This window comes from Marinobacterium sp. MBR-109, assembly GCF_040547565.1.
In the GTDB taxonomy this organism is placed as follows: domain Bacteria; phylum Pseudomonadota; class Gammaproteobacteria; order Pseudomonadales; family Balneatricaceae; genus Marinobacterium.
Genome location: NZ_JBEPPZ010000010.1, coordinates 1 through 22,052, shown reverse-complemented (window position 1 = coordinate 22,052; position 22,052 = coordinate 1). Strand labels below are relative to the sequence as shown.

The window sequence follows — 22,052 nt, the reverse complement described above, 5'->3', positions numbered from 1 at the left end:
TTAGCCTGAAATGCCCTGCCTTGTGCAGGGCATTTTTGTATCTGCAGCCTATGCGGAATCCCGGGAGTTGCGCCAGGGGCGCTCATGCATGGCCGGCTCCGGTCGTGACCAGACCACCAGAGCCCCCGTGGCGATGAGGATCAGTATAGTGCCCAGCAATACCGGATGGCTGAAACTGAGCAACACAATGCACATGGCACCGAACATGCCGGCACTGGCAATCCACTTGGTACGCCGATCAATATGGCCGCCCTGTTCCCAGTTTCTCAGACTGGGGCCCAGCAGGCGGTGCTCCCTGAGCCACTGATGCAGGCGTGGAGAACAGCGTGAAGCGCTCCAGGCAGCGATCAAGACAAAAATGGTGGTTGGAAGGCCGGGTAACACGGCTCCTGCCAGTGCCAGTACAATGCACAGCCAGGTCAGCAGATGCCAGACCCAGCGCAGTCGGCTGGACGTCGGTCTGGTGTGTTGCCTGGCTGGTGGCATGGCTGCTACTCCGCTCTTTTGTACCCATTCAGTATTATAGATAATGGGCCAACCCTCAGCGGAAGGACAATTTAAAAGCCCGCTGCTTGCCATAGCTCAACTCAATCACCTGCCTCAGCCGAGGTTGGCCGCTGCAGTGTTTCAACAATGTAATTCAGTACCCGGCGTGAGTAGATCAGACTGGTGTGGGTGAGGGGAAATACCTTGTGCTCGGTCATGCCGGTGACACGGGTTTCATCAATCAGGACGGTCCCGTCGGATTTTGAATCCCTGCTCAGCAAAGGCATCAGCCCCACAGGCAGGTCCCCCGCGATGCTGTACAGCCGGGCTTTAAAGGGCCAGTGATGATTGTCGGCCAACAGATACTCGATGCTGTTCTTAAGCATTCCCCTAAACCTGGAATCATGAATTTCACGCGCCAGATGACTGCCCTTGTGCGGAGTACCCAGCGTGATGACCGGGTCGACCCATTGGCTTGGCTCGCTGTTACGTTCAAGGTAACGCCGTGCAATCAGACCTCCCATGGAGTGGCAGACGAAAGCGGTGGGCGTTTTGTCGATGAACTGATCGATGCGTGCGCAGATGCCATCCAGATCGGGCGAAAGCGTGTTGTAGGTCAGGTTGAGCGTCTGATAGCCCTGTTTCTGCAGGCGTCGGCACAGAGGGCGCATCACCAGCCCTGACATGTAGAGACCGTGCAACACCACAACTTTTTGTACGTGCATAACGGCAGTGGCTCCATCCAACTGTTCGACTCAGCTTAACCCTTCAGGGAAACAGAGGAAAGACCGCCTTTTGCCGTGCCAGACCATGGCTGTTCGTCTGTCTGAACGGTAGGATAGGCAGCACCAACCAGGCTGACAGGGACTGAAATGAACGAAACCATCTTCATGCTGGCGATCGACTTTATTGCGCTTATTGGTGTCATCGTGTTGTTGCTGATCGTTGCCCTGCTCATTGTCGGCGTGGTTATGTACCAGGTAGACAAGCGTCAGACGGCACATACCATACGACGCAACTATCCTTTGCTGGGGCGGTTCCGTTATCTGTTTGAAACACTGGGCGAATTTTTCCGTCAGTACTTCTTTGCCATGGACCGTGAGGAGATGCCATTTAACCGTGCGCAGCGCTCTTGGGTGTACCGTGCCGCAAAAAATATCGATAACACGGTGGCCTTTGGTTCCACACGGGATCTGCGCAAGCCTGGCACCTACTATTTCCTGAACTGCCCCTTCCCAACACTGAGTGAAGATGCGGCCACTACTCAGCCGATGCGGATAGGGCCCTACTGTCGCCACCCTTACGATGCACCATCCTTTTTCAATATTTCGGGCATGAGCTTTGGTGCCCTGTCGGCACCGGCAGTACAGGCACTGTCAATGGGAGCGGCACAAGCGGGTTGCTGGATGAACACCGGTGAAGGTGCTTTGTCGAAGCATCACTTGACCGGAGGCTGCGATATCGTGTTTCAGATCGGTACCGCCAAGTACGGGGTCAGGAATGAGCAAGGACGGCTCGATGATGCGCGTTTGGCGAAAGTGGCCGAGATTGAGCAGGTTAAAATGTTCGAAATCAAGCTGAGTCAGGGCGCCAAACCGGGCAAGGGAGGCATCCTGCCGGGTGACAAGGTAACAGCCGAGATTGCCGAGGCACGTGGCATCCCGGAGGGGCAGGCCTCGATCAGCCCCAACCGTCATCCGGAAATCGCCAGTATCGAAGACCTGCTGGATTTCATTGCGCATGTACGTGAAGTCACCGGCAAGCCGGTTGGGTTCAAGCTGGTGCTGGGCAGCACGGATTGGCTGGATGCATTCTGCGAGGCTGTTTTGAACCGTGGCAGCGAGTCGGCGCCGGACTTTATTACTCTGGACAGTGCCGATGGTGGCACCGGAGCAGCGCCCATGCCGCTGATGGATAGTGTTGGCCTGCCGCTGCGCGAAAGTCTGCCGCTGTTGGTCAATAAGCTCACCCAGCATAACCTGCGCAACCGTGTGCGGGTGATCGCATCCGGCAAGTTGATCAACCCGACCGATGTGGCGGCGGCAATCTGCCTGGGGGCAGACTTTGTCGTGACCGCACGAGGCTTCATGTTTGCACTGGGCTGCGTGCAGGCTTTGCAATGCAACAAGAACACCTGTCCTACCGGCATTACCACCCATAACCCCAAGCTGCACAAAGGCCTGGTACCGGATGTGAAGGCGGCCAGGGTCGCGAGCTTCCACCACAACCTGGTACATGAAGTTGAGCTGATTGCTCATGCCTGCGGGGTGGCTGAGCCGCGCCAGCTTACGCGCGAACATGCTGCCGTCGTGGTGGATGGCGGTGGTTCTGTGCCGCTGAATATCCTCTACCCCCGTTCCTGAGGGCAGAACGCATGAAGCCAGCAAATCGCTGGCTTCTTCGTTTGTTCAGTGCTCGTCTTCGAACCAGGATTCCCGGTCCAGCCAGGTCATCAGTTCCTTTTCTTCCTGATGACGCTCAATCGCCCGGCGCGCTTCCAGCAGGCGCTTGGTTGCGTGCTGCTTGCGCCGATTTTTCTGTTCGACATCGTATCCAACCATGATGTCGAAAACTTCAGTCTGAATCGGGTCCAGATCCTGTTCTTTCCGTATCAGCATAGCCTCTCTCCGATCTCAGGGTTGCCGCTATCGGGAGACAGAAGGTGTCTGTCCGATGACAGCAAACACTCCAGGAGTTTTTTATTTACCCTAACCGGCGCCGAATTTCAAATCACCGGTATGCAGTCAGGGTAGAGGCTGCGTGTTGCAGCGAGATGAATGACGGCTCTATTCGCCGTCATCCTCGCTGTCTGATCCGCGGCGCAGGGTGGGAATCCGCTTATCGTTCTGGCGCAGGCTGCGCAGACTTCGCTTGATGGTCTTGAGGTGATCCAGCAGGACCGGTCCCAGTTTCATGGCTACGCCAACGGCCAGTACATCAATGATCACCAGATGCACCACGCGAGAAGACATCAGCGTGCTCAGATCCTTGTCCTCTTCCACATCAACATGAATGGGAATGGTTGCCAGGTCGGCAAGGGGGGTGTTGCCCGGACAGAGGGTAATCACGGTTGCGCCCTTGTCCTTCACCAGTTTGACCGTATGCAGCAGGTCCTTGGTACGGCCGGTCTGGGAAATGGCTACAACCGCATCACCTTCACCCAGTGTCAGGGCCGAAATGGTCTGCATGTGGGGGTCGGAATAGGCGGCTGCCGATACCATCAGACGATAAAACTTGTGCTGGGCATCGGCACAGACCGGTGCCGATGCACCGAAACCGTAAAACTCGACCCGATTGGCCTTTGCCAGACAGTCGATCGCCTCTTCCAGGGTGCCGGGATCAAGCTGATCACGGATGTTGATCAGGTTGCCGATCATGGAGTCGAAGATCTTCTGCTTGAACTCGATCACCGTATCCTTGGAATCGAGCGAGAACTGTTCATAGCTGGCATTGCTGGCCAGACCCTGGGCCAGCGTCAGTTTGAAGTCCTGAAAGCCATCGTAATCCAGCGCGCGACAGAAGCGCACCACCGTAGGCTCACTGACCTGAGCTTCAGATGCCAGATCAACAATGCGCATGTGAATTACGTCATTGGGGTTGGCCAATACATAGTCAGCCACTTTCTGTTCCGACTTGCGCAGGTCGGAGCGGGCTTCGGCAATTGATTTGAGCAGGTTGAAGGAGTTCATCTCCGTCACATCCGATTATCAGCAGAAGATCAGGAGTATAACAATGAAAGCGGTATCGGCCCAATGCTGCTCAAGTGCCGCTCCGGCCTGTATATACAGGGAATTGCAGCCTGTATGAGAGCATGCTAATTTCAAATGCGTTATCCGCGCTTAACAACAAATTATAAAGCATAAGGAATAAGAGCCGTGAAACGCAGACAATTCATTCAGGGTGCTGGCGCCGCTACAGTCGCAGCCGGTGCTCTGGTATCCGGCAATGCGATGGCCGCGCCGGAATACAAATGGAAGATGGTCACGACCTGGCCGAAAAACTTCCCGGGCCTGGGCACCGGGGCCAACTATCTGGCCGACATGATCAAGCAGATGACCAATGGCCGCATTGAAGTGAAGGTGTACGGTGCCGGTGAACTGGTCGGTGCGCTGGAGATCTTTGATGCCGTTTCCCGTGGGACGGCGGAAATGGGCCATGGTGCTGCCTATTACTGGAAGGGCAAGAGTACGGCAGCGCAGTTTTTCTCGGCGGTGCCGTTTGGCCTTACCGCACAGGAGATGAACGGCTGGCTCTACCACGGTGGTGGCATGGAACTGTGGCAGGAAGTATATGACCAGTTTGGCTTGATAGCTGGCGCGGCCGGTAACACCGGGGTACAGATGGGCGGCTGGTTCAACAAGGAAATCAACAGCGTCGAAGACCTCAAGGGTCTGAAAATGCGTATTCCGGGTCTGGGCGGTGAAGTGCTCAAGCGCGCTGGCGGTACCCCGGTACTGCTGCCCGGCGGCGAAATCTTCCCGTCACTGCAGTCCGGTGCCATCGATGCTACCGAGTGGGTTGGCCCATACAACGACCTGGCGTTCGGCCTGCACAAGGCGGCCAAATACTACTATTACCCGGGCTGGCATGAGCCGGGTACCACGCTGGAATGCTTCATCAACAAGGAAGCGTTTGAGGCTCTGCCCGATGATCTGCAGGCAATTGTGCGTGCGGCCCTGCGGGTAGCCAACCAGGATATGCTGGCCGAATCCATGGTGAAGAATAACCGGGCCCTTGATCAGCTGGTGAACGAGCACGGTGTTGAACTGCGCAACTTCCCGGAAGATGTCATGCGCAGGCTGCGTGAAATTTCTGACGAAGTGGTGGCGGAAGAAGCGCAGAAGGATGCCATCACCAAGAAAGTATATGACTCCTTCGTGGCCTACCGGGATCAGGTTGAAAAATGGACGGCTGTTGCCGAGCAGGCCTATATCAACGGTCGCTCACTGAGCTGATCTTCGAGCTGCTGAACTGAAGAGGATTCAAGGCCGGGCATTGTCCGGCCTTGTCTTTTGGGAGGACCCAATGTCGGATCAACTTCAAGCCCTGAGGGACTATCTGACCCGTCACCACGGTGGTGATGGCTCGGTGGCGGCTCAGCGAACACTGGAAGGGCATGCGCGCAACCATGATGATCTGTTCCGCCGCTTTTGGGCCGAGCACGCAGAGCCTGTGCTGGGGGACGGCAGCAGGGTGGTGGATCTGGGCTGTGGCCCGGGACTGTTTCTGCGTGACCTGTCGCTGACCGGCCCTGAGCTGGATCTGGTCGGAGTGGAGGCGGCACCCTACATGCTGGAGCAGGCCTGTGACGACGACTACGATTTCAGCATCCGTGTGGCCGATCTGAATGACCCGCCGGCGGAGCTGTTTGAAGCCGAATCCATTGATGTAGCGTTGGCCAACCGCCTGTTCCACGAACTGCACCAGCCGCTGGTGCTGCTGCAGCAACTGCATGCCTGGCTCAAGCCGGGTGGAGTGCTGATCCTGATCGATATGGTGCGCCAGCCCCTGGGCAGTTTCCTCACCCACAAGTTTGGCCTTGACCGGCTGGATGAAAAACAGGACGCGAAAGCGATGGCGGCACTGTTCGAGGACTATTTTGAACACAACCGCTACCACGATTACGACCTGCTGGCGCTGCTGAGTTTGACCGGCTACGAAGTGCTGGCGGATGAATCAATCCGCAGCGGTCGAGCGGTAGAGATCGCAGCGCGCAGGCCTTTGTAGGCCTGGCGCACCACAGCCGAGTAGCCGTCACACCTTGTGATAGATCTCGGCGCCGCTGTCCTTGAACTCTTCCGACTTCTGTTTCATTCCCTGCTCTGCCTGCGCATTTATTGCCGCCACTTGCGCCTCGTCCAGCTCGCGGACCTCCTGAGAGATCTTCATGGAGCAGAACTTGGGTCCGCACATGGAGCAGAAGTGCGCCACCTTGGCGGATTCCTTCGGCAATGTTTCATCGTGATAGGCGCGGGCGGTGTCCGGGTCCAGGCCGATGTTGAACTGGTCTTCCCAGCGGAACTCGAAACGCGCCTTGGACATGGCGTTGTCGCGGATCTGCGCACCGGGGTGGCCTTTCGCCAGGTCGGCGGCATGTGCGGCGATCTTGTAGGTGATGATGCCGGTCTTGACGTCATCCTTGTTGGGCAGGCCCAGATGCTCCTTCGGCGTCACATAGCAGAGCATGGCACAGCCGTACCAGCCGATCATCGCCGCGCCGATACCGGAGGTGATGTGGTCGTAGCCTGGCGCGATGTCAGTGGTCAATGGGCCCAGCGTATAGAAGGGCGCTTCGTGGCACTCCTTCAGCTGCTTGTCCATGTTCTCCTTGATCATGTGCATCGGCACGTGGCCCGGGCCTTCGATCATCACCTGCACATCGTGCTGCCAGGCGATCTTGGTCAGTTCGCCCAGGGTTTCCAGCTCGGCGAACTGAGCAGCGTCGTTGGCGTCGTAAACCGAGCCCGGACGCAGGCCGTCTCCGAGTGAAAACGCCACATCGTAAGCCTTGCAGATCTCGCAGATCTCTTCGAAGTGGGTGTAGAGGAAGTTTTCCTCATGATGAGCCAGGCACCACTTCGCCATGATGGAGCCGCCGCGGGAGACGATACCGGTCATGCGCTTGGCGGTCAGCGGTACGTAGCGCAGCAGCACGCCCGCGTGGATGGTGAAGTAGTCCACGCCCTGTTCTGCCTGTTCGATCAGGGTGTCGCGGAATACCTCCCAGTTCAGGTCTTCGGCGACGCCGTTGACCTTCTCCAGCGCCTGATAGATCGGCACCGTACCGATCGGCACCGGCGAGTTGCGCAGAATCCACTCACGGGTTTCATGGATGTTTTTGCCGGTGGACAGGTCCATGATGGTGTCTGAGCCCCAGCGGGTGCCCCAGGTCATTTTGGCGACCTCTTCCTCGATGGAAGATCCCAGTGCCGAGTTGCCGATGTTGCCGTTGATCTTCACCAGGAAGTTGCGGCCGATGATCATCGGCTCCAGCTCCGGGTGGTTGATGTTGCAGGGGATAATGGCGCGGCCTTCGGCCACTTCCTGACGCACGAATTCCGGCGTGATCTCCTCCGGCAGATAGGCACCGAAGTTGTGGCCCGGGTGCTGCTCGGCAACCACGTTGCCTTCCGCCTTGGCCTTGGCCAGTTTCATGTTCTCGCGGATGGCGATGTATTCCATCTCCGGGGTGATGATCCCCTGACGCGCGTAGTGCAGCTGGGTCACGTTCTTTCCGGGCTTGGCGCGACGCGGCTGGCGGGTCAGCTCGAAACGCAGTTCATCCAGACGCAGGTCGGCGGCGCGGGCGCGACCGTATTCGGAGGTCAGACCGTCCAGCTGCTCGGTGTCGTCACGCTCCAGAATCCAGTTTTCACGCAGCGGTGCCAGCCCCTTGCGCACGTCGATGCAGGCGTTCGGGTCGGTGTAGGGACCGGAGGTGTCGTAGACGTACAGCGGATCGTTCTTCTCGCCACCCATATCGGTAGGCGTGTCATCCAGGGTGATTTCGCGCATCGGCACGCGGATATCGGGGCGGCTGCCCTCGACATAGACCTTGCGTGATCGGGGGAAGGGCTGCACGGAGTCCTTGTCGACCTGTGCGCTCTGGTTGAGGGGCGTAGAACTCGGTTGTTGGGTACTCATCTCACTCTCCGGTTTTATCGTTGTATATTTGCATGGCAAGGGGGGCTTAATCGGCCAGATCCAGGCCCATCTGCCAGAAGCTGACTTCCATGCGGGTGGCGGTACGGAAACGCTTTTCCAGTGCAGCCTGTCGGTTGGCGGGCAGGTTCTGCCCCAGCCTGTCCAGCAGCTCACGCTCAGTCGCGGCGGCCTGCTGGTATTCCTCGCTCAGGTACATCTCGATCCAGGCGTTGTACGGATTGCCTTCACGCAGAGTATCCGGCTGTGCGGCCAGCCAGTTGGCGATCTCCGCATAGCCGATGATGCAGGGCGCCAGTGCCACGTGCAGGTCGAGCAGATCACCGGCGAAGCCGGCATCCAGTACATAGCGGGTGTAGGCGACGGTGGCGGATGCTTCCGGCAGTGCCTGCAGCTGCTCTTCGCTGATGCCCCAGTCGCGGCAGTAATCCACATGCAGACCGATCTCGGTATCCAGCATGGCGTTGAGGCCTGACTGGGCGTAGCGCATGCTGGTCAGGTCTTCGCTCTTGAATACCGCCAGGCCCCAGGCGCGGCTGAACTGGATCAGAAACAGGTAATCCTGCTTCAGGTAATGCTGGAAACATTCCCTGGGCAAGGTTCCCTGTCCAAGCTGGCGCACAAAGTCGTGTTGTATATAGGTGTTCCAGTCATCAATGCATTGGGCCTTCAACTGTTCATACAGGGACATGCGCTTCTCCTTAAGGGCTGATGGCGTAGGTGTCGACCGCTGGATTGCTTTGGGTCAGCCCCTGGGCCTGCATGAAGGCACCAAAGCGTTGGTAGCGGCCTTCGTCCATCGCGGCAGGGCGCAGGGCAAAGCGGGTGAGGGTATCGCGCCAGGCTCGACGGTTCAGTTCGGTGTTGAGTTCATCCGGCTTGTAACTGACAAAGCTTTCCCAGGCCGCATCCGGGTGATTGATGATGTACTGGGTCGCCTGTTCAAGCGCCGTCAGTACCCGGTGCCAGCGATCATCGTCCCGCTGCTGGCGGTTGACCACCAGAATCAGCTCGTCATAGGCGGGTACCCCTTCCTCTTCCACGAAAAAGGCACGGCCCGGGTGGCCTTCGATATCCATCTGGTTGAGCTCGAAGTTGCGGAAGGCACCAATCACCGCATCCACCTGACCGCTGATCAATGAGGGCGACAGTGACCAGTTGACGTTGATCAGCTCGATATCCTCAGGCGTCAGTCCGTGCCGGTTAAGCATGGCGCTGAGCAGGGCGTCTTCAAAACCGCTGACGGAGAAGCCCACTTTCTTGCCTTTCAGGTCTGCGATGGAGTTGATCGGACCGTCTTTCAGTACCACCAGTGAGTTCAACGGTGTAGCGACGAGCGTGCCCACTCGGATCAGCGGCAACCCCTGGTCCACCTGAAGGTGCAGCTGGGGTTGATAGCTGATCGCCATGTCAGCCTTGCCGGCAGCGACCAGCTTGGGTGGCATGGAGGGGTCGGCGGGTTCAACCAGTTTGACCTCCAGCCCCTGCTCGGCGAAGTAGCCGTTCTGTTGGGCAATGATCAGCGGGCCGTGATCAGGGTTGATGAACCAGTCGAGCAGAAGTTCGACCTTGTCGGCCGCCAGCAGCTGGGTCGAGAGCAGGCAGCCACAGAGCAATGCAGTCAATCGTTTCATGGGGAATCACCTCGGGGTACGGACGACGTGGATTCGCTCACCCAGGGAGTGAGGCGTCGTGCGATCAGGTTGACGGAAAAATAGAGTCCAAGCGCCATTACGGCGAGTACCAGCAGGGCCGCGAACATCAGGTCTACCTGCATGCGCGCATTGGCATTGAGCATCAGATATCCCAGCCCACTGGAAGAGCCGACCCACTCACCGACGATGGCACCAATGGGTGCGACCGATGCGGCGACCCGCAGGCCGGAGCCAAGGGCGGGCAGGGCCGCAGGCAGGCGGATCTGCAACAACTGGGCACGTCGGCTGGCGCCGAGGGTGCGCGCCAGCTGCAGATAGCCGGAGGGCGTCTGGCGCAGGCCATCGAAGCAGGCGGCGGTGACTGGAAAATAGATGATCAGCGTGGCCATGGCGACCTTGGAGGCCATGCCGTAACCAAGCCAGAGCATCAACACCGGGGCCAGTGCAAAGACCGGGATCGCCTGACTGACCACCAGTACCGGCAGCAGCCAGCGGCGCAGACCACCCCAGGTCACCAGTGAGAGAGCGCTCGCCAGCCCCAGCAGCACGCCGAGAATCAGGCCCAGCAAAATCTCGATCAGGGTGACACCGGCGTGCTTCATCAGCAGCGGAAACTGACTGAACAGAGTTTCCAGCACGCGCAGGGGGCCGGGCAAAATGAATGTGGGGGCATCGGTCAGCCAGACAATCAGTTGCCAGATCAGCAGCAATCCGGTGGTGATGATCAGTGGGCGCAAAACCTGCATCATGCGGCGCCCTCCATCAGCAGCTGCAGCAGCTGTGCCTGCAGCTCAAGCAGGGCAGGGTCGGTGACCGGTCTTGGTGTGTTGCCGGTCGGTACTATCGGGTCCGACAGACGTCCCGGGGAGCCTTGCAGCACCAGTACACGATCCGACAGGCGCAGGGCTTCCAGCGGGTCATGGGTGATCATCAGCACGGTTCGATCGGCCAGCAGCTCGGCGGCCAGATCCTGCAGTTTGAGCCGATTGATTGCATCCAGCGCGGAGAAGGGCTCATCCATGCAGACCAGTGGCTGATCCTGAAACAGGGTCCGGGCCAGCGCGGCACGCTGACGCTGGCCACCGGAAAGCTGCGCCGGCAGGGCACTGGTGCGATCACTCAGACCGACCTGCTGCAACAGGTAATGAGCCAACTCACGCTGTTCGCCTGAGGGTCTGCGGCCCTGTTGCAGCCGGGCGCCGAGCAGCACGTTGTCCAGCAGGCTCAGCCAAGGCAACAGCAGGTCCTGCTGGGACATCCAGGCCACACGGCCGGCCAGCGGCAGGCCATCACTGCAGTGAATCTCGCCACTGATGCTGGCCTCGTCGGCAATGCCACAGAGCAGCTGCAGCAGCGAACTCTTGCCGACACCGGACTGGCCCAGAATAGAGGTCCACTCACCGCCGGGCAGGGTCAAATCCAGATTGTTGAAAACGCAGTGCTGCTGCCAGTGCAGACTGGCCTGACGCAGTTCAATATCCAAGGCTTACCACCAGGCGTGAAAGTGGTGGGTGGGGCCGTGTCCCGAGCCGACCTGCAGCCGATCGGCTGCGGCGATGGCTGCCGTGATATAGGCCTTGGCCTCGGTTACGGCAGTGTGAATATCCAGCCCCCTGGCCAGTCCCGCGGCGATCGCGGACGAGAGGGTACAGCCGGTGCCATGGGTGTTGGCGGTCGGAATCCGACTTGCCGGCAACCAGTGGGCCTGCCCTTCCATCAGCAGCAGATCAATACTGTCGTCACTGGCAGAGTTGGCCAGGTGACCGCCCTTGACCAGTACCGCGTGAGGGCCCAGGGCCAGCAGCTGTCTGGATTGTGAAAGCATCGCATCAGTATCGGTTGCTTCCGGCGCACCCAGCAGTACGGCAGCTTCCGGCAGGTTGGGGGTGATCAGGGTCGCCAGCGGCAGCAGCTCGCTGCGCAGCGCCTCAACCGACTCGTCCGCCAGCAGCTTGTCGCCGCTCTTGGCGACCATGACCGGGTCAAGCACGATATTGCCAAGGCCACGCTCACGCAGGATGGCAGCAATGGTCGTAATGGTTTCCGGGCGGCTGAGCATGCCGATCTTGATCGCATCGACGCGGATATCATCCAGCACGGTATTGAGCTGATCGGCGATAAAGGCGGGCGGAACGTCGTGGATGGCGCGCACTTCACGGGTGTTTTGTGCTGTCAGGGCTGTGATCACCGAGGTGCCGAATACGCCGAGTGCGGAAAAGGTTTTCAGATCCGCCTGAATACCGGCACCGCCGCCGCTGTCGGAACCGGCAATAGTGAGGGCAATGGGGGTAAGTGTCTGTGTCATGCGGATGCTCCAGTACGGGAGAGAACCGCACCAGCCATGCGCATGCATGGAGTGATAGTAACGGTCATCTCGATTTCCTACGCCGGTACAAGCCGGATCAGGTTCAGCGGGTCTCATCTCAGCCCATCCAGTGTGGGCACCCCGACCAAGAATCAGTCGCTAGTTTAGGCACAAGCGCTACCACTGTCTATGCTGTAACCAGATGCCGGCTGCTTTCAGATCAGGCCGGCGCTTTATGAGCAGGAGTAGATGTCATGAATCCGCTGGAGAATGTCGACCTGTTGTGCCCCTGGTGCAGTGAGCCGATCAGCCTGATGATCGAAGTGACTGAGCCTGAGCAGGAGTACACAGAAGATTGCCCGGTTTGCTGCAGTCCGATCCTGGTTCAGGTCAGCATAGGTAATCAGGAGCGCCCCGAGGTCAGAGTTGAGCGGGAAGGTGGCTAGTAACAGGGAGTCGTTATGGAACCTGAAATTGAAAAGAGCCGGCAGAGGTTGCTGGATTCGAGTCAGCCGCTGGACGTTGAAATACGCTGCAGTGCCCTGCAACTGCTGGCCAATATGCGTGACCGACTTGCGCTGCGGGCTGATGCCGATACCGAGTCGCTGACAGAAATCGTGCACCAGACACGCGTAGACAGTAAACGCCTGCGCGCGCTCTGGCGCCTGTTGAAACCCGGGCTGAAAACCGTCGACTACCGCAGGCTTGAGCGGTTGAGCAAGGGACTGGCCAAGCCGCTCGCGTCCAGTCGTGATGCGCAGGTCATGCAGGAAACGTTGGATTGGGTGAGTGCAGACCTTGCGCCGGATGTTCGCCAACGGCTGTTGCCGGGGCTGGCACAGGTGCTTGAACAGGGTATGGCGGCTGATGAGCCGGCTTTGCTGCAGGTGGTGCAATCCCTGCTTCGGCTGGAGCAGGCCGTTGTGACCGCTGAGCTGGGTTCGATCCGTAAACGGCATCTGCACAAGGGGCTGAAACAAACCTGCCGCAAGGGCAGCAACATTGCCCACGAAGCACTGCAAAAGCATGCCATGGAGCCGATGCATCGCTGGAGAAAGTGGGTCAAGTTGTTACTGTTCCAGAGTGGCTGGTTGCTGGATGAGGCCGCGCCCAAATGGACCCCTCGACTTAAGACACTCGGCAGTGCATTGGGGCGATTGCATGATCTGGACGTACTGGCTGAACAGATGCAAAGTGCGCGCGCCTGTTTCTGGCAACAGGATCTGGATCAGGTAAATACTGGCATTGAGGCCGCCCGTCAAAAAGCGCTTGCCGAGATTGACGCCCTTGCCGAGGGGGTCTACGCGAAGGGGGCCAGCAAGCGTGCAAAACAGTTGTATCGCCGCTGGCAGCATTAGCCGTTCAAAAATTAGACAGTTCGTATATAAGCATATGATTTAAGGAGCCTTTACCTCGATAGACACTGTGTTAATCTGTGGGCATCAGGCGACGGAAGTTGCGCAAATTATGAATCAAGCAGGTATGCCCCCATGTTTTTCAAAAACCTCAGTGTTCGTGCCAAGTTATGGCTATTGATCAGTATTGCCGGTTTGATGCTGCTGTTCCTGACATCGGCAGCCTTGCTGGATATGCGCCACTCACTTCAGCAGGAGCGCAAGGCTCAATTAAGTGCATTACTGGACACCACTCTTAGCTTGACCGCTTCCCTGCAGGCTCGGGTGAAGGCGGGTGAGCTGAGCAATGATGAAGCACGGCAGCAGGCGCGTACTCTGCTGGAAAACATGCGTTATGCCGGTAACGAGTATTTCTTTGTCCTCAATTCCAACGCCGACATTCTGGTACATGGAGGTGATGCATCTCAGGTCGGCCGCAATCTGAAATCAGCCAAAACGCCGGATGGAGTGCCTGTATTTGCCCAGATGGCAGCGATGATCGGCAGCGGCACTCAGGTACAGGAGTTCAGCTATCTCTGGCCCAAGGCCGGCAGTAGTGAACCGCAGCCCAAGCTGACACTGGCCAAACCGTTTGAGCCATGGGGCTGGGTGGTTGGTACCGGGGTCTATATGGACGATCTGAATGCCTCTTTCATGCAGGATGTGTTGCGCATCGGTGCGACTCTGCTCGGAGCCTTGCTGATTCTGATACTGGTTGCCGTTCCCCTGGGCCGTACCATCACGCGTCCGCTTGAAACCATAAGTGACGTGATGAAGCGTGCTGCCAACGGTGATCTTCGGGTGCGTACCGAACTGACCAGCCGGGATGAGCTGGGCAAGGTGGGTCGGCGTATCGATGAGACTCTGGGCGTGTTCCAGGATCTGGTGCATCAGATTGCCGGCTCGGCGACCCAGGTATCAGCCAGCGCCGAGGAACTGGCACGCAGTGCCGAGGAAACCAGCTCCGCGCTGGATGCACAGGCGCAGGAGGCTGAACTGCTGTCCACCGCCATGAATGAGATGGCCGCCAGTGTGCATGAGGTTGCCCGCAGTGCCGGTGAGACAGCGGCTGCGATTGAAAGTGCCGACCATGAAGCCGATGAAGGCAATCATGATGTTGAAGATACCGTTGAACGTATCCAGGCGCTGGCACGCGAGGTTGATGCAGCGGCTGAGGTGATTCAGGCGCTGGAAGGTGACACGGTTCAGATCGGCCAGGTACTGGGTCAGATCCAGGCTATTTCCGAACAGACCAATCTGCTGGCCCTGAATGCTGCGATTGAGGCGGCTCGAGCCGGTGAGTCCGGCCGGGGCTTTGCGGTGGTGGCTGATGAAGTACGTCAGCTGGCACAGCGGACCCAGGGGTCTACCGAAGAAATTCGCAGCATGAACGACCGTCTGCGTTCGGCTGCGCAGAGGGCTGTTGAAGTGATGGAACGCTCCAAGGAGCGTGCGGATGCCAGTGTCACGACAGCTCAGCATGCAGGCAAGGAACTGAGCCGTATCGTGGCACAGATGGCACATATTCGTGATATGGGTGTACAGGTGGCGGCGGCGGCCGAAGAGCAAAGTCAGGTATCGGAGGAGATGAACTCCAATCTGCTGCGTATCACCCAGGCTTCTGAAAGCACGGTAGCAGCCGCGAATACTGTGGCGGCAAGTGGTGAACAGCTGCAGCAGCTGTCACGCAGTCTGCAGCAGCAGATCAATCGCTTCAGTACCTGATCTGGGCCTGCCGCCAACGGGGGGATATACTGGGACGAAATGTATGAACATGCGCGGAGAATTATGAAATATCGCATCATCCCGGTAACCCCGTTCCAGCAGAACTGTACCTTGCTCTGGTGTGAGAAGACCGGCAAGGCAGCCGTGGTCGACCCCGGTGGAGACCTGCACCTTATCAAGGCTGCGATTGCCGAAGAAGGGGTGACGCTGGAAAAGATTCTGCTGACTCACGCTCATATAGACCATGCCGGCGGTACCGCTGCGCTGTCACATGAGCTGGGCCTGACCATTGAAGGGCCGGGTCACGAGGATGAGTTCTGGATTGAGGGATTGCCCAAGCAGAGTCAGATGTTCGGTTTTCCGAATGTGGATGTGTTCACGCCGGACCGTTGGCTGGAAGATGGTGATCGTGTCAGCTTCGGTGAGGTTGAACTGCAGGTGATTCACTGCCCGGGACATACGCCTGGTCACGTCGTGTTTTACCACGCAGATTCGTCACTGGCACTGGTGGGTGATGTTCTGTTTCAGGGCTCCATTGGCCGCACGGACTTCCCGCGGGGGGATCATGCCACCCTTATCCGCTCGATCAAGGAAAAGCTTTTGCCATTGGGCGATGAAATACGCTTCATACCCGGGCACGGTCCCATGTCGACTTTCGGTCAGGAACGGCTGACCAACCCGTTCATTGCGAGCCGGTTTGGCTAATGCTCCCGACTCTTTGAAGAAACGCCACCACTGACGATGAAGGTGGTAACGTCCCCAGCCGGGTGGTTCAGAGTTGTAACCCGGTTGGCAGGAACGATAATCAGGTTTCCGGCAAAGTTGTATGACTGTGGCAAATATACAGCCACCTCGTCATTCAGCCCCCAGTGTGACAGATCATCAGCCGTGATGAATCCGGCAACACGTATACCGGCCTCTTCGCTCAAGCAGACCAGTACCGGCTTGTTGAAGCGCTTGTCATCTCCCAAAAAGGCATTGAACAGATCACCGACAGCGTTGTAGAGCAGCTTAACCAGCGGTATTCGTTTCATCAGCAGCTCAAATTGCCTGACCAGATAACGACCAAGATAGTTATTGGCCAGTATGCCCACCATCGTGATCAACGTCAGAGTCGAGGCGATAGCCAAAAGGGTGGTGGGCCAGCCTGGCTCAAGCTGGGGCAGCAGCTGCTGAAACAGCCGGCCAAGAGCCGAAAACAGGGTGTTGTTAAGCGCCATGAAAATGGCATACACCAGATAAAAGGTGATGACGGCCGGCAGCAGTACCAGCAGTCCTTTGAAAAACAGCCGAATAAGAGTATTCATGGGTATCCCTTTTATTTATGCAGCAGCAGGGCCAGCTCGAACAGCTGAGGGTCGAGCCCCTTGCGATAGCGGATCACGCTGTCGAGTGGGATATCCAGTATGGCACCTTCAGCCACGCCTACCATAATGTCGTTATAACCCGCCAGCAGGTAGCTCACGGCCATGGCGCCAAGACCTGATGCCAGTACCCGATCATGTCCACTTGGATGCCCTCCGCGCTGGATGTGACCGAGAATACAGACCCTTGGGTCTTCGCCCTGTTGCTGTAGTTGTTGAGCCAGTCGGTAGGTAAGGCCGGGCTCACGCCCCTCGGCGACAACAATAATGCCACTGGAGCCCTTCCCCGTTCGACGACTTTCACACAGCTGGCGCCCCAGCTCTTCAATATCCACCTGATATTCAGGCACTATCACCATCTCGGCACCGGCGGCAATGCCCACATGAGTGGCCAGAAAGCCGGAATTGCGGCCCATGACCTCTACCAGGAAGTAACGCTCATGGGAGGAGGCCGTATCGCGAATCTTGTCGATCGCATCCAGGGCGGTATTGACGGCGGTATCAAAACCGATGGTGTCTTCGGTGCCGAAAATGTCGTTGTCGATGGTACCGGGCAGTCCGATAACGGCGATATCGCTTTCTTCAGCCAGCAGATGTGCACCTGTAAGCGAGCCGTCGCCACCAATCACGATCAAAGCACCAACGCCGGCGGCCTTCAGATTGGCAGCGGCCTTCTGCCGTATCTCCGGGTCCTTGAACGCCTCGCAGCGGTCACTTTTCAAAATGGTGCCACCGCGCTGCACGATGTTACGAACAGAGGATGACGTCATCACGCGCAGATCTCCGGCAACCAGCCCACTGTACCCCTTCTGAATACCGTACACCTGCACGCCGCTGTTCAGGGCCGCTCGCACGACACCTCGAACGGCCGGGTTCATGCCGGGTGAGTCTCCACCACTGGTCAGCACCGCAATGGCATCGAAATCACGTATGGGTTCAAGATCAGGCAGACTGTACATAAGCGACTCCCCGGTTATTGGGCCTGCTGACACTATAACTGAATTACTGCGCTATCGTGAGAGAAGTAGAAACGATCCATGTTACGGTTTTTGCAGTAAAAATTGTGTGTTACAGGTTGATGCCAGCGCAATGCTGGCCAATACTGAAAACTCTGAGTCCGACCCGGTACGGGTGAGTGGCCGCAGATTTCCGATCAAACAGGAGAGTTGAACATGGCGTTGAAAAAAACACTGATCTCAGCCGCGATGGCGGCAGGTGTAATGGCTGCAGGACTGACCGCACCAGCAACGGCGAGTGCGGAAAGCTTCATTACCATTGGTACCGGCGGGGTGACGGGAGTCTACTATCCCACCGGCGGTGCCATCTGCCGTCTGGTTAACAAGGATCGTTCCGATCACGGCATTCGCTGTTCGGTCGAAAGCACAGGTGGCTCCATTTACAACCTGAATACGATCCGCGCCGGAGAACTGGACATGGGGGTTGCCCAGTCCGATTGGCAGTTCCATGCCTACAACGGTACGGATGCCTTTGCCGAGCAGGGGGCAAACAAGGATCTGCGCTCCGTATTCTCACTTCACCCCGAGCCGTTCACAGTGGTTGCGCGAGCCAGCGCTGGTATCAAAAACTTTAATGATCTCAAAGGCAAACGGGTCAATATTGGCAACCCTGGTTCAGGTCAGCGCGGTACCATCGAAGTCATCATGAAGGCCAAGGGCTGGACCAACAGTGATTTTGCTCTGGCATCCGAACTGAAGGCCTCCGAGCAGGCCAGTGCACTGTGCGATAACAAGATCGATGCCATGGTCTACGTTGTGGGTCACCCCAGTGGTGCGATCAAGGAAGCCACTACCTCCTGTGACAGCAACCTGGTTGAAGTGAATGACAGCACCATCGACATGTTGGTGAACGAGAACAGCTACTACCGCAAGGCGACCATTCCCGGAGGCATGTATCAGGGCAATCCTGATGATGTTGTAACCTTTGGTGTGGGGGCTACGATTGTCAGCTCTGCCAGTGTACCTGACGATGTAGTTTATCATGTGGTTAAGGCCGTATTCGAGAATTTCGATACCTTCCGCAAGCTGCATCCGGCCTTTGAAAACCTGAGCAAGGAAGAGATGGTACGAGATGCTCTGACCGCACCGTTGCACCCGGGGGCAGAGAAGTACTACAAGGAAGCCGGCCTGCTTTAAGCCCCGGCAGCAGGGGGGCCTGGCCCCCCTGCTCACCCCCTCTTTTCTGTCTGAAACAAGGGTGTAGATCGTGACTCAGGAAGACAAACAGCAAACCTCCAATGACGATATTCAGGCACTGGTCGCACAGTCCGACAGTGGTGCTCGCTCTCCCAAGGGCCTGCCTGGGCGCCTTCTGTGGGGGGTTGCACTGGCCTGGGCCCTGTTTCAGCTCTGGTATGCCTCGCCACTCCCTTTTATGCTGGACTTCGGGGCTATCAATGACTCCAAGGCCCGTGCCATCCATCTGGCATTTGCCATATTTCTGTCCTACACGGCTTATCCGGCACTGAAGCGCTCGCCACGCTTCCATATTCCGATACAGGACTGGATATTTGCACTTCTGGGTGCCTTCTCTGCCGCCTATCTGGTCATATTCGAAGCGGAGCTGGCCGGTCGCTCAGGTGCACCAACCACCGCGGATGTGGTGGTAGCGGTGATGGGGATGCTGCTGTTGCTTGAGGCAACTCGGCGTGCTCTGGGACCTCCTCTTATGGTCGTTGCGGCAGTATTTTTGACATATACCTTCGCAGGCCCTTACATGCCGGATGTGATTGCCCACAAGGGTGCCAGCCTCAACAAGGCGATGTCACATCAGTGGTTAACCACCGAAGGGGTGTTTGGGGTTGCGCTGGGCGTATCCACCAGCTTTGTGTTTCTGTTCGTACTGTTTGGTGCATTGCTCGAAAAGGCGGGTGCAGGCAACTACTTCACCAAGGTTTCATTTTCCCTGTTGGGACACATGCGTGGTGGGCCTGCCAAGGCTGCAGTAGTGTCTTCCGGACTGTCAGGCCTTATATCCGGTTCCTCAATCGCCAATGTGGTAACCACGGGTACCTTTACCATTCCATTGATGAAGCGCGTGGGCTTTCCCGCTTACAAGGCCGGGGCTGTTGAAGTGGCGGCGTCCACCAACGGTCAGCTGACGCCACCGATCATGGGGGCGGCGGCCTTCCTGATGGTTGAATATGTGGGTATTTCCTATATTGAAGTGATTCAGCATGCCATTTTGCCCGCGCTAATCTCTTATATTGCACTGATTTATATTGTGCATCTGGAAGCGCTGAAGGCGGGTATGCAAGGTCTGCCCAAGCGTAATGATGGCGGCACCCTCGCCCAAAGGCTGGCAACCTGGGTTGGTATTGTTGTGGGGGTATGTCTTGTTTCACTAGGACTCTATTACGGCTTTGGCTGGACCAAGAGTTATATAGGCAGTGCCAGTTACTGGATTATGGCCGCGATCGTGCTTGTGGCCTATCTCTGGCTGGTACGCCACTCTGCGGCCTACCCGGACTTGAAGCTGGATGATCCCAACTCCGATATTGTCGAACTCCCGGAAACCGGGCCGACAGTCAAGTCTGGGCTTTACTTCCTGCTGCCGGTTTTTGTACTCGTTTGGTGCCTGACCGTAGAGCGCTTTTCGCCGGGGCTGTCGGCGTTTTGGGCGACTCTGTTCATGATCGTGATTGTGCTTACACATAAACCGATCAAGGCCATGTTTCGCTCTCAGGGTGCGTTTGGGCAGGGGGTAAAGGAAGGTTTTTGCGATCTGCTTGAAGGTCTGGTTACGGGCTCTCGCAATATGATCGGCATCGGTGTGGCAACGGCTGCGGCGGGTATTGTTGTGGGTACTGTCACGCTGACCGGTATCGGTCTGGTAATGACCGAGTTTGTTGAGTTCATTTCAGCTGGCAACATTATGCTGATGCTGTTGTTCACCGCTGTTATCAGCTTGCTGTTGGGTATGGGGCTGCCGACAACAGCCAACTATATTGTCGTATCCACGCTGATGGCCCCGGTTATCGTAACCCTGGGTGCCCAGCAGGGATTGATTGTGCCGTTGATAGCGGTGCACCTGTTTGTGTTCTACTTCGGGATTCTGGCAGATGATACGCCACCGGTTGGACTGGCGGCATTTGCGGCCGCTGCCATTGCACGTTCAGACCCGATCAGGACAGGTGTTCAGGGGTTTACCTATGACATACGAACGGCGATCTTGCCTTTTATGTTCATCTTCAACACCGAATTACTGCTGATAGGCATACAAAGTATCTCGCATCTTCTGGTCACTATCACCACTGCGGTCATTGCGATGCTGATTTTTGCGGCAGCGACTCAGGGATACTGGCTGGTGAAAAGTCGGTGGCATGAGACCTTGTTGCTGTTGCTGGTCGCCTTCACGCTTTTCCGTCCCGGCTTCTGGTGGGATGAGATTTACCCGCCCGTCATCAATGAACCGGCTCAGAAAATTGAGCAGCTGGCAGAGCAGGTACCTGCCGGTGGCCACCTGATGATTCAGGCCAGGGGAATGACTATCGATGGCAACGAAGTCTCTCGATTGATGCGCCTGCCGCTGGAAGAGGGCAGTAGTGGAGCAGAGAGGCTTGAGAATGCGGGTCTGATGCTCAGTATCGAGGATGAAAGCGTGATCGTTGACCTGGTTGCCTTCGGCAGCGCGGCGCAGGATGCGGGTTTCGACTTTGACTGGGAAATACTGTCCATTCAGGTTGAGGCCGATCGACCAGGTAAACAGTGGATGTATCTACCGGCATTGCTGCTGCTGATTGCGCTGGCTTGGCTGCAGATACGTCGGAGACGGGCATCTGAACCAGAGCTACAGGAGGCGTGATGTTTAACAAAATACTGCTGCCGGTTGATATGCAGGATCGAAGTACAGCGCAGGACGCGTTGCGCGAGGCAGCGCGCTATCTTTCCGGGCCAGAGGCTGAGCTGCATGTGATGTCGGTAATGCCCGGGCTCAATATGCCAATGGTCGCCGCCTATTTTCCGGAAGATACGGTCGAGAAAGCGTTGAGAGAGCTTGAGCGTGAGCTCGCGCAGCTGATCAGGGAAACCGTTCCGGAACTGACGCACTGTCATGAACATATCTGTGAAGGCAATGCGGCCAAGCAGATAATCAAGCAGGCAGAAAAACTTGGTATTGATCTGATTGTCATGCCCAGCCACAACTATTCGCGGATGGAAAATATCCTTATCGGCTCGGTTACCTCCCGGGTGGTTGAGCGTGCGCACTGCTCAGTAATGGTGCTGCGTAAAACAAAGCAAAAAAAGTGATATCAGGGCGTTGACAGCAATCCGGATCGCTGTAGAATACGCCACCTCATCAGCGCTGACCGCGCGTTGTTTTCTCCGCCAAGGCAGTGAAAACAAACGAAAAAACGGTTGACACTGAAACGGGCTGCGGTAGAATACGCGCCTCGCTTGAGACAACAGGTTGCACCGAGCAGTTCAACGGTGCGGTTGGTCAA

The 22,052-nt window shown here is 57.4% G+C and carries 22 protein-coding genes and 1 riboswitch; of the genes, 10 read left to right on the top strand and 12 right to left on the bottom strand.

Going from position 1 to position 22,052, the window contains the following annotated elements; translation table 11 throughout:
- Positions 1-48: 48 nt before the first annotated feature.
- Together ABIE60_RS12820 and ABIE60_RS12815 are read right to left on the bottom strand one after the other, a co-directional pair.
- A complete protein-coding gene (locus ABIE60_RS12820; RefSeq protein ID WP_354469907.1) occupies positions 49-486 on the bottom strand; it encodes a YbaN family protein in 438 nt (145 codons plus the stop codon).
- A 101-nt stretch (positions 487-587) separates the two neighbouring features.
- Positions 588-1,211: a PGAP1-like alpha/beta domain-containing protein gene (locus ABIE60_RS12815; protein WP_354469905.1), complete on the bottom strand. Its 624-nt coding sequence runs from the start codon at positions 1,209-1,211 to the stop codon at positions 588-590.
- A gap of 147 nt (positions 1,212-1,358) precedes the next feature.
- Here ABIE60_RS12815 and ABIE60_RS12810 point away from each other — a divergent pair, with 147 nt between their 5' ends.
- On the top strand, positions 1,359-2,849 hold the full coding sequence (locus ABIE60_RS12810) for an FMN-binding glutamate synthase family protein (RefSeq protein WP_354469903.1): 1,491 nt from the start codon (positions 1,359-1,361) through the stop codon (positions 2,847-2,849).
- A gap of 45 nt (positions 2,850-2,894) precedes the next feature.
- On the opposite strand, the gene ABIE60_RS12805 is transcribed toward ABIE60_RS12810, so the two are convergent.
- Together ABIE60_RS12805 and ABIE60_RS12800 are read right to left on the bottom strand one after the other, a co-directional pair.
- A complete protein-coding gene (locus tag ABIE60_RS12805) occupies positions 2,895-3,104 on the bottom strand; it encodes a PA3496 family putative envelope integrity protein (protein WP_354469901.1) in 210 nt (69 codons plus the stop codon).
- Between the two features lie 168 nt (positions 3,105-3,272).
- Positions 3,273-4,175: an SIS domain-containing protein gene (locus tag ABIE60_RS12800; protein ID WP_091827864.1), complete on the bottom strand. Its 903-nt coding sequence runs from the start codon at positions 4,173-4,175 to the stop codon at positions 3,273-3,275.
- Between the two features lie 186 nt (positions 4,176-4,361).
- Between ABIE60_RS12800 and ABIE60_RS12795 the strand changes: the two genes are divergently transcribed.
- Positions 4,362-5,441 (top strand): TRAP transporter substrate-binding protein, encoded by a 1,080-nt coding sequence (locus ABIE60_RS12795; RefSeq protein WP_354469899.1) that lies wholly within the window; start codon positions 4,362-4,364, stop codon positions 5,439-5,441.
- 70 nt (positions 5,442-5,511) lie between these two features.
- A complete protein-coding gene (locus ABIE60_RS12790; protein ID WP_354469897.1) occupies positions 5,512-6,213 on the top strand; it encodes a class I SAM-dependent methyltransferase in 702 nt (233 codons plus the stop codon).
- A gap of 27 nt (positions 6,214-6,240) precedes the next feature.
- Here the strand turns inward: ABIE60_RS12790 and thiC are convergent, their stop codons facing one another.
- The 6 genes from thiC to thiD are packed head-to-tail and all read right to left on the bottom strand — an operon-like array spanning position 6,241 to position 12,108.
- A complete protein-coding gene (gene thiC / locus ABIE60_RS12785) occupies positions 6,241-8,130 on the bottom strand; it encodes a phosphomethylpyrimidine synthase ThiC (RefSeq protein WP_354469895.1) in 1,890 nt (629 codons plus the stop codon).
- A 46-nt stretch (positions 8,131-8,176) separates the two neighbouring features.
- Complete coding sequence (tenA, locus tag ABIE60_RS12780; RefSeq protein WP_354469894.1) at positions 8,177-8,839, bottom strand: thiaminase II; 663 nt, start codon at positions 8,837-8,839, stop codon at positions 8,177-8,179.
- Positions 8,840-8,849: 10 nt separating this feature from the next.
- A complete protein-coding gene (locus ABIE60_RS12775; RefSeq protein ID WP_354469892.1) occupies positions 8,850-9,782 on the bottom strand; it encodes an ABC transporter substrate-binding protein in 933 nt (310 codons plus the stop codon).
- Positions 9,779-10,549 carry an ABC transporter permease gene (locus ABIE60_RS12770; RefSeq protein ID WP_354470020.1) on the bottom strand — a complete coding sequence of 257 codons (771 nt, stop codon included), beginning with the start codon at positions 10,547-10,549 and terminating at the stop codon, positions 9,779-9,781. The genes ABIE60_RS12775 and ABIE60_RS12770 overlap by 4 nt, the downstream gene beginning before the upstream one ends.
- Complete coding sequence (locus ABIE60_RS12765) at positions 10,549-11,286, bottom strand: ABC transporter ATP-binding protein (RefSeq protein ID WP_354469890.1); 738 nt, start codon at positions 11,284-11,286, stop codon at positions 10,549-10,551. Before ABIE60_RS12765 ends, ABIE60_RS12770 begins: the two co-directional genes overlap by 1 nt.
- A 3-nt stretch (positions 11,287-11,289) precedes the next feature.
- Positions 11,290-12,108: a bifunctional hydroxymethylpyrimidine kinase/phosphomethylpyrimidine kinase gene (gene thiD / locus ABIE60_RS12760; RefSeq protein ID WP_354469888.1), complete on the bottom strand. Its 819-nt coding sequence runs from the start codon at positions 12,106-12,108 to the stop codon at positions 11,290-11,292.
- 57 nt (positions 12,109-12,165) lie between these two features.
- Positions 12,166-12,262, bottom strand: a riboswitch (TPP riboswitch).
- Between the two features lie 100 nt (positions 12,263-12,362).
- Between thiD and ABIE60_RS12755 the strand changes: the two genes are divergently transcribed.
- The 4 genes from ABIE60_RS12755 to ABIE60_RS12740 all read left to right on the top strand — a co-directional run bounded on the left by ABIE60_RS12755 (position 12,363) and on the right by ABIE60_RS12740 (position 15,932).
- On the top strand, positions 12,363-12,554 hold the full coding sequence (locus tag ABIE60_RS12755; protein WP_354469886.1) for a zinc ribbon domain-containing protein: 192 nt from the start codon (positions 12,363-12,365) through the stop codon (positions 12,552-12,554).
- Between the two features lie 15 nt (positions 12,555-12,569).
- Entirely contained in the window at positions 12,570-13,466 is an 897-nt protein-coding gene (locus ABIE60_RS12750) for a CHAD domain-containing protein (protein ID WP_354469884.1), read from the top strand.
- A gap of 132 nt (positions 13,467-13,598) precedes the next feature.
- Positions 13,599-15,227, top strand: coding sequence for a methyl-accepting chemotaxis protein (locus ABIE60_RS12745; protein ID WP_354469882.1), 1,629 nt, complete (start codon positions 13,599-13,601; stop codon positions 15,225-15,227).
- A 63-nt stretch (positions 15,228-15,290) separates the two neighbouring features.
- On the top strand, positions 15,291-15,932 hold the full coding sequence (locus ABIE60_RS12740; protein ID WP_354469880.1) for an MBL fold metallo-hydrolase: 642 nt from the start codon (positions 15,291-15,293) through the stop codon (positions 15,930-15,932).
- Here ABIE60_RS12740 and ABIE60_RS12735 read toward each other — a convergent pair.
- Positions 15,929-16,534, bottom strand: coding sequence for a DUF502 domain-containing protein (locus tag ABIE60_RS12735; protein WP_354469878.1), 606 nt, complete (start codon positions 16,532-16,534; stop codon positions 15,929-15,931). The genes ABIE60_RS12740 and ABIE60_RS12735 overlap by 4 nt on opposite strands.
- A gap of 11 nt (positions 16,535-16,545) precedes the next feature.
- The gene (gene pfkA, locus ABIE60_RS12730; RefSeq protein WP_354469876.1) at positions 16,546-17,550 is read right to left on the bottom strand and encodes a 6-phosphofructokinase; all 1,005 of its coding nucleotides are present in this window, start codon (positions 17,548-17,550) and stop codon (positions 16,546-16,548) included.
- 213 nt (positions 17,551-17,763) lie between these two features.
- Between pfkA and ABIE60_RS12725 the strand changes: the two genes are divergently transcribed.
- From ABIE60_RS12725 to ABIE60_RS12715, 3 genes are all read left to right on the top strand, one after another.
- On the top strand, positions 17,764-18,744 hold the full coding sequence (locus ABIE60_RS12725) for a TAXI family TRAP transporter solute-binding subunit (RefSeq protein WP_354469875.1): 981 nt from the start codon (positions 17,764-17,766) through the stop codon (positions 18,742-18,744).
- A 70-nt stretch (positions 18,745-18,814) separates the two neighbouring features.
- Positions 18,815-21,412 (top strand): TRAP transporter permease, encoded by a 2,598-nt coding sequence (locus tag ABIE60_RS12720; protein ID WP_354469873.1) that lies wholly within the window; start codon positions 18,815-18,817, stop codon positions 21,410-21,412.
- Complete coding sequence (locus tag ABIE60_RS12715) at positions 21,412-21,858, top strand: universal stress protein (RefSeq protein ID WP_354469871.1); 447 nt, start codon at positions 21,412-21,414, stop codon at positions 21,856-21,858. Before ABIE60_RS12720 ends, ABIE60_RS12715 begins: the two co-directional genes overlap by 1 nt.
- The last annotated feature ends 194 nt before the right edge of the window (positions 21,859-22,052 follow it).

Bases quoted from the DNA above. Each gene is read 5' to 3' on its own strand.
- ABIE60_RS12750 (WP_354469884.1), top strand. From the start codon at position 12,570: ATGGAACCTGAAATTGAAAAGAGCCGGCAGAGGTTGCTGGATTCGAGT.
- thiD (WP_354469888.1), bottom strand. From the start codon at position 12,108: ATGACACAGACACTTACCCCCATTGCCCTCACTATTGCCGGTTCCGAC.
- ABIE60_RS12810 (WP_354469903.1), top strand. From the start codon at position 1,359: ATGAACGAAACCATCTTCATGCTGGCGATCGACTTTATTGCGCTTATT.
- ABIE60_RS12800 (WP_091827864.1), bottom strand. From the start codon at position 4,175: ATGAACTCCTTCAACCTGCTCAAATCAATTGCCGAAGCCCGCTCCGAC.
- ABIE60_RS12815 (WP_354469905.1), bottom strand. From the start codon at position 1,211: ATGCACGTACAAAAAGTTGTGGTGTTGCACGGTCTCTACATGTCAGGG.
- pfkA (WP_354469876.1), bottom strand. From the start codon at position 17,550: ATGTACAGTCTGCCTGATCTTGAACCCATACGTGATTTCGATGCCATT.
- ABIE60_RS12725 (WP_354469875.1), top strand. From the start codon at position 17,764: ATGGCGTTGAAAAAAACACTGATCTCAGCCGCGATGGCGGCAGGTGTA.
- ABIE60_RS12735 (WP_354469878.1), bottom strand. From the start codon at position 16,534: ATGAATACTCTTATTCGGCTGTTTTTCAAAGGACTGCTGGTACTGCTG.
- ABIE60_RS12740 (WP_354469880.1), top strand. From the start codon at position 15,291: ATGAAATATCGCATCATCCCGGTAACCCCGTTCCAGCAGAACTGTACC.
- ABIE60_RS12715 (WP_354469871.1), top strand. From the start codon at position 21,412: ATGTTTAACAAAATACTGCTGCCGGTTGATATGCAGGATCGAAGTACA.
- ABIE60_RS12755 (WP_354469886.1), top strand. From the start codon at position 12,363: ATGAATCCGCTGGAGAATGTCGACCTGTTGTGCCCCTGGTGCAGTGAG.
- ABIE60_RS12820 (WP_354469907.1), bottom strand. From the start codon at position 486: ATGCCACCAGCCAGGCAACACACCAGACCGACGTCCAGCCGACTGCGC.
- ABIE60_RS12745 (WP_354469882.1), top strand. From the start codon at position 13,599: ATGTTTTTCAAAAACCTCAGTGTTCGTGCCAAGTTATGGCTATTGATC.
- ABIE60_RS12790 (WP_354469897.1), top strand. From the start codon at position 5,512: ATGTCGGATCAACTTCAAGCCCTGAGGGACTATCTGACCCGTCACCAC.
- ABIE60_RS12805 (WP_354469901.1), bottom strand. From the start codon at position 3,104: ATGCTGATACGGAAAGAACAGGATCTGGACCCGATTCAGACTGAAGTT.
- tenA (WP_354469894.1), bottom strand. From the start codon at position 8,839: ATGTCCCTGTATGAACAGTTGAAGGCCCAATGCATTGATGACTGGAAC.
- thiC (WP_354469895.1), bottom strand. From the start codon at position 8,130: ATGAGTACCCAACAACCGAGTTCTACGCCCCTCAACCAGAGCGCACAG.
- ABIE60_RS12775 (WP_354469892.1), bottom strand. From the start codon at position 9,782: ATGAAACGATTGACTGCATTGCTCTGTGGCTGCCTGCTCTCGACCCAG.
- ABIE60_RS12770 (WP_354470020.1), bottom strand. From the start codon at position 10,549: ATGCAGGTTTTGCGCCCACTGATCATCACCACCGGATTGCTGCTGATC.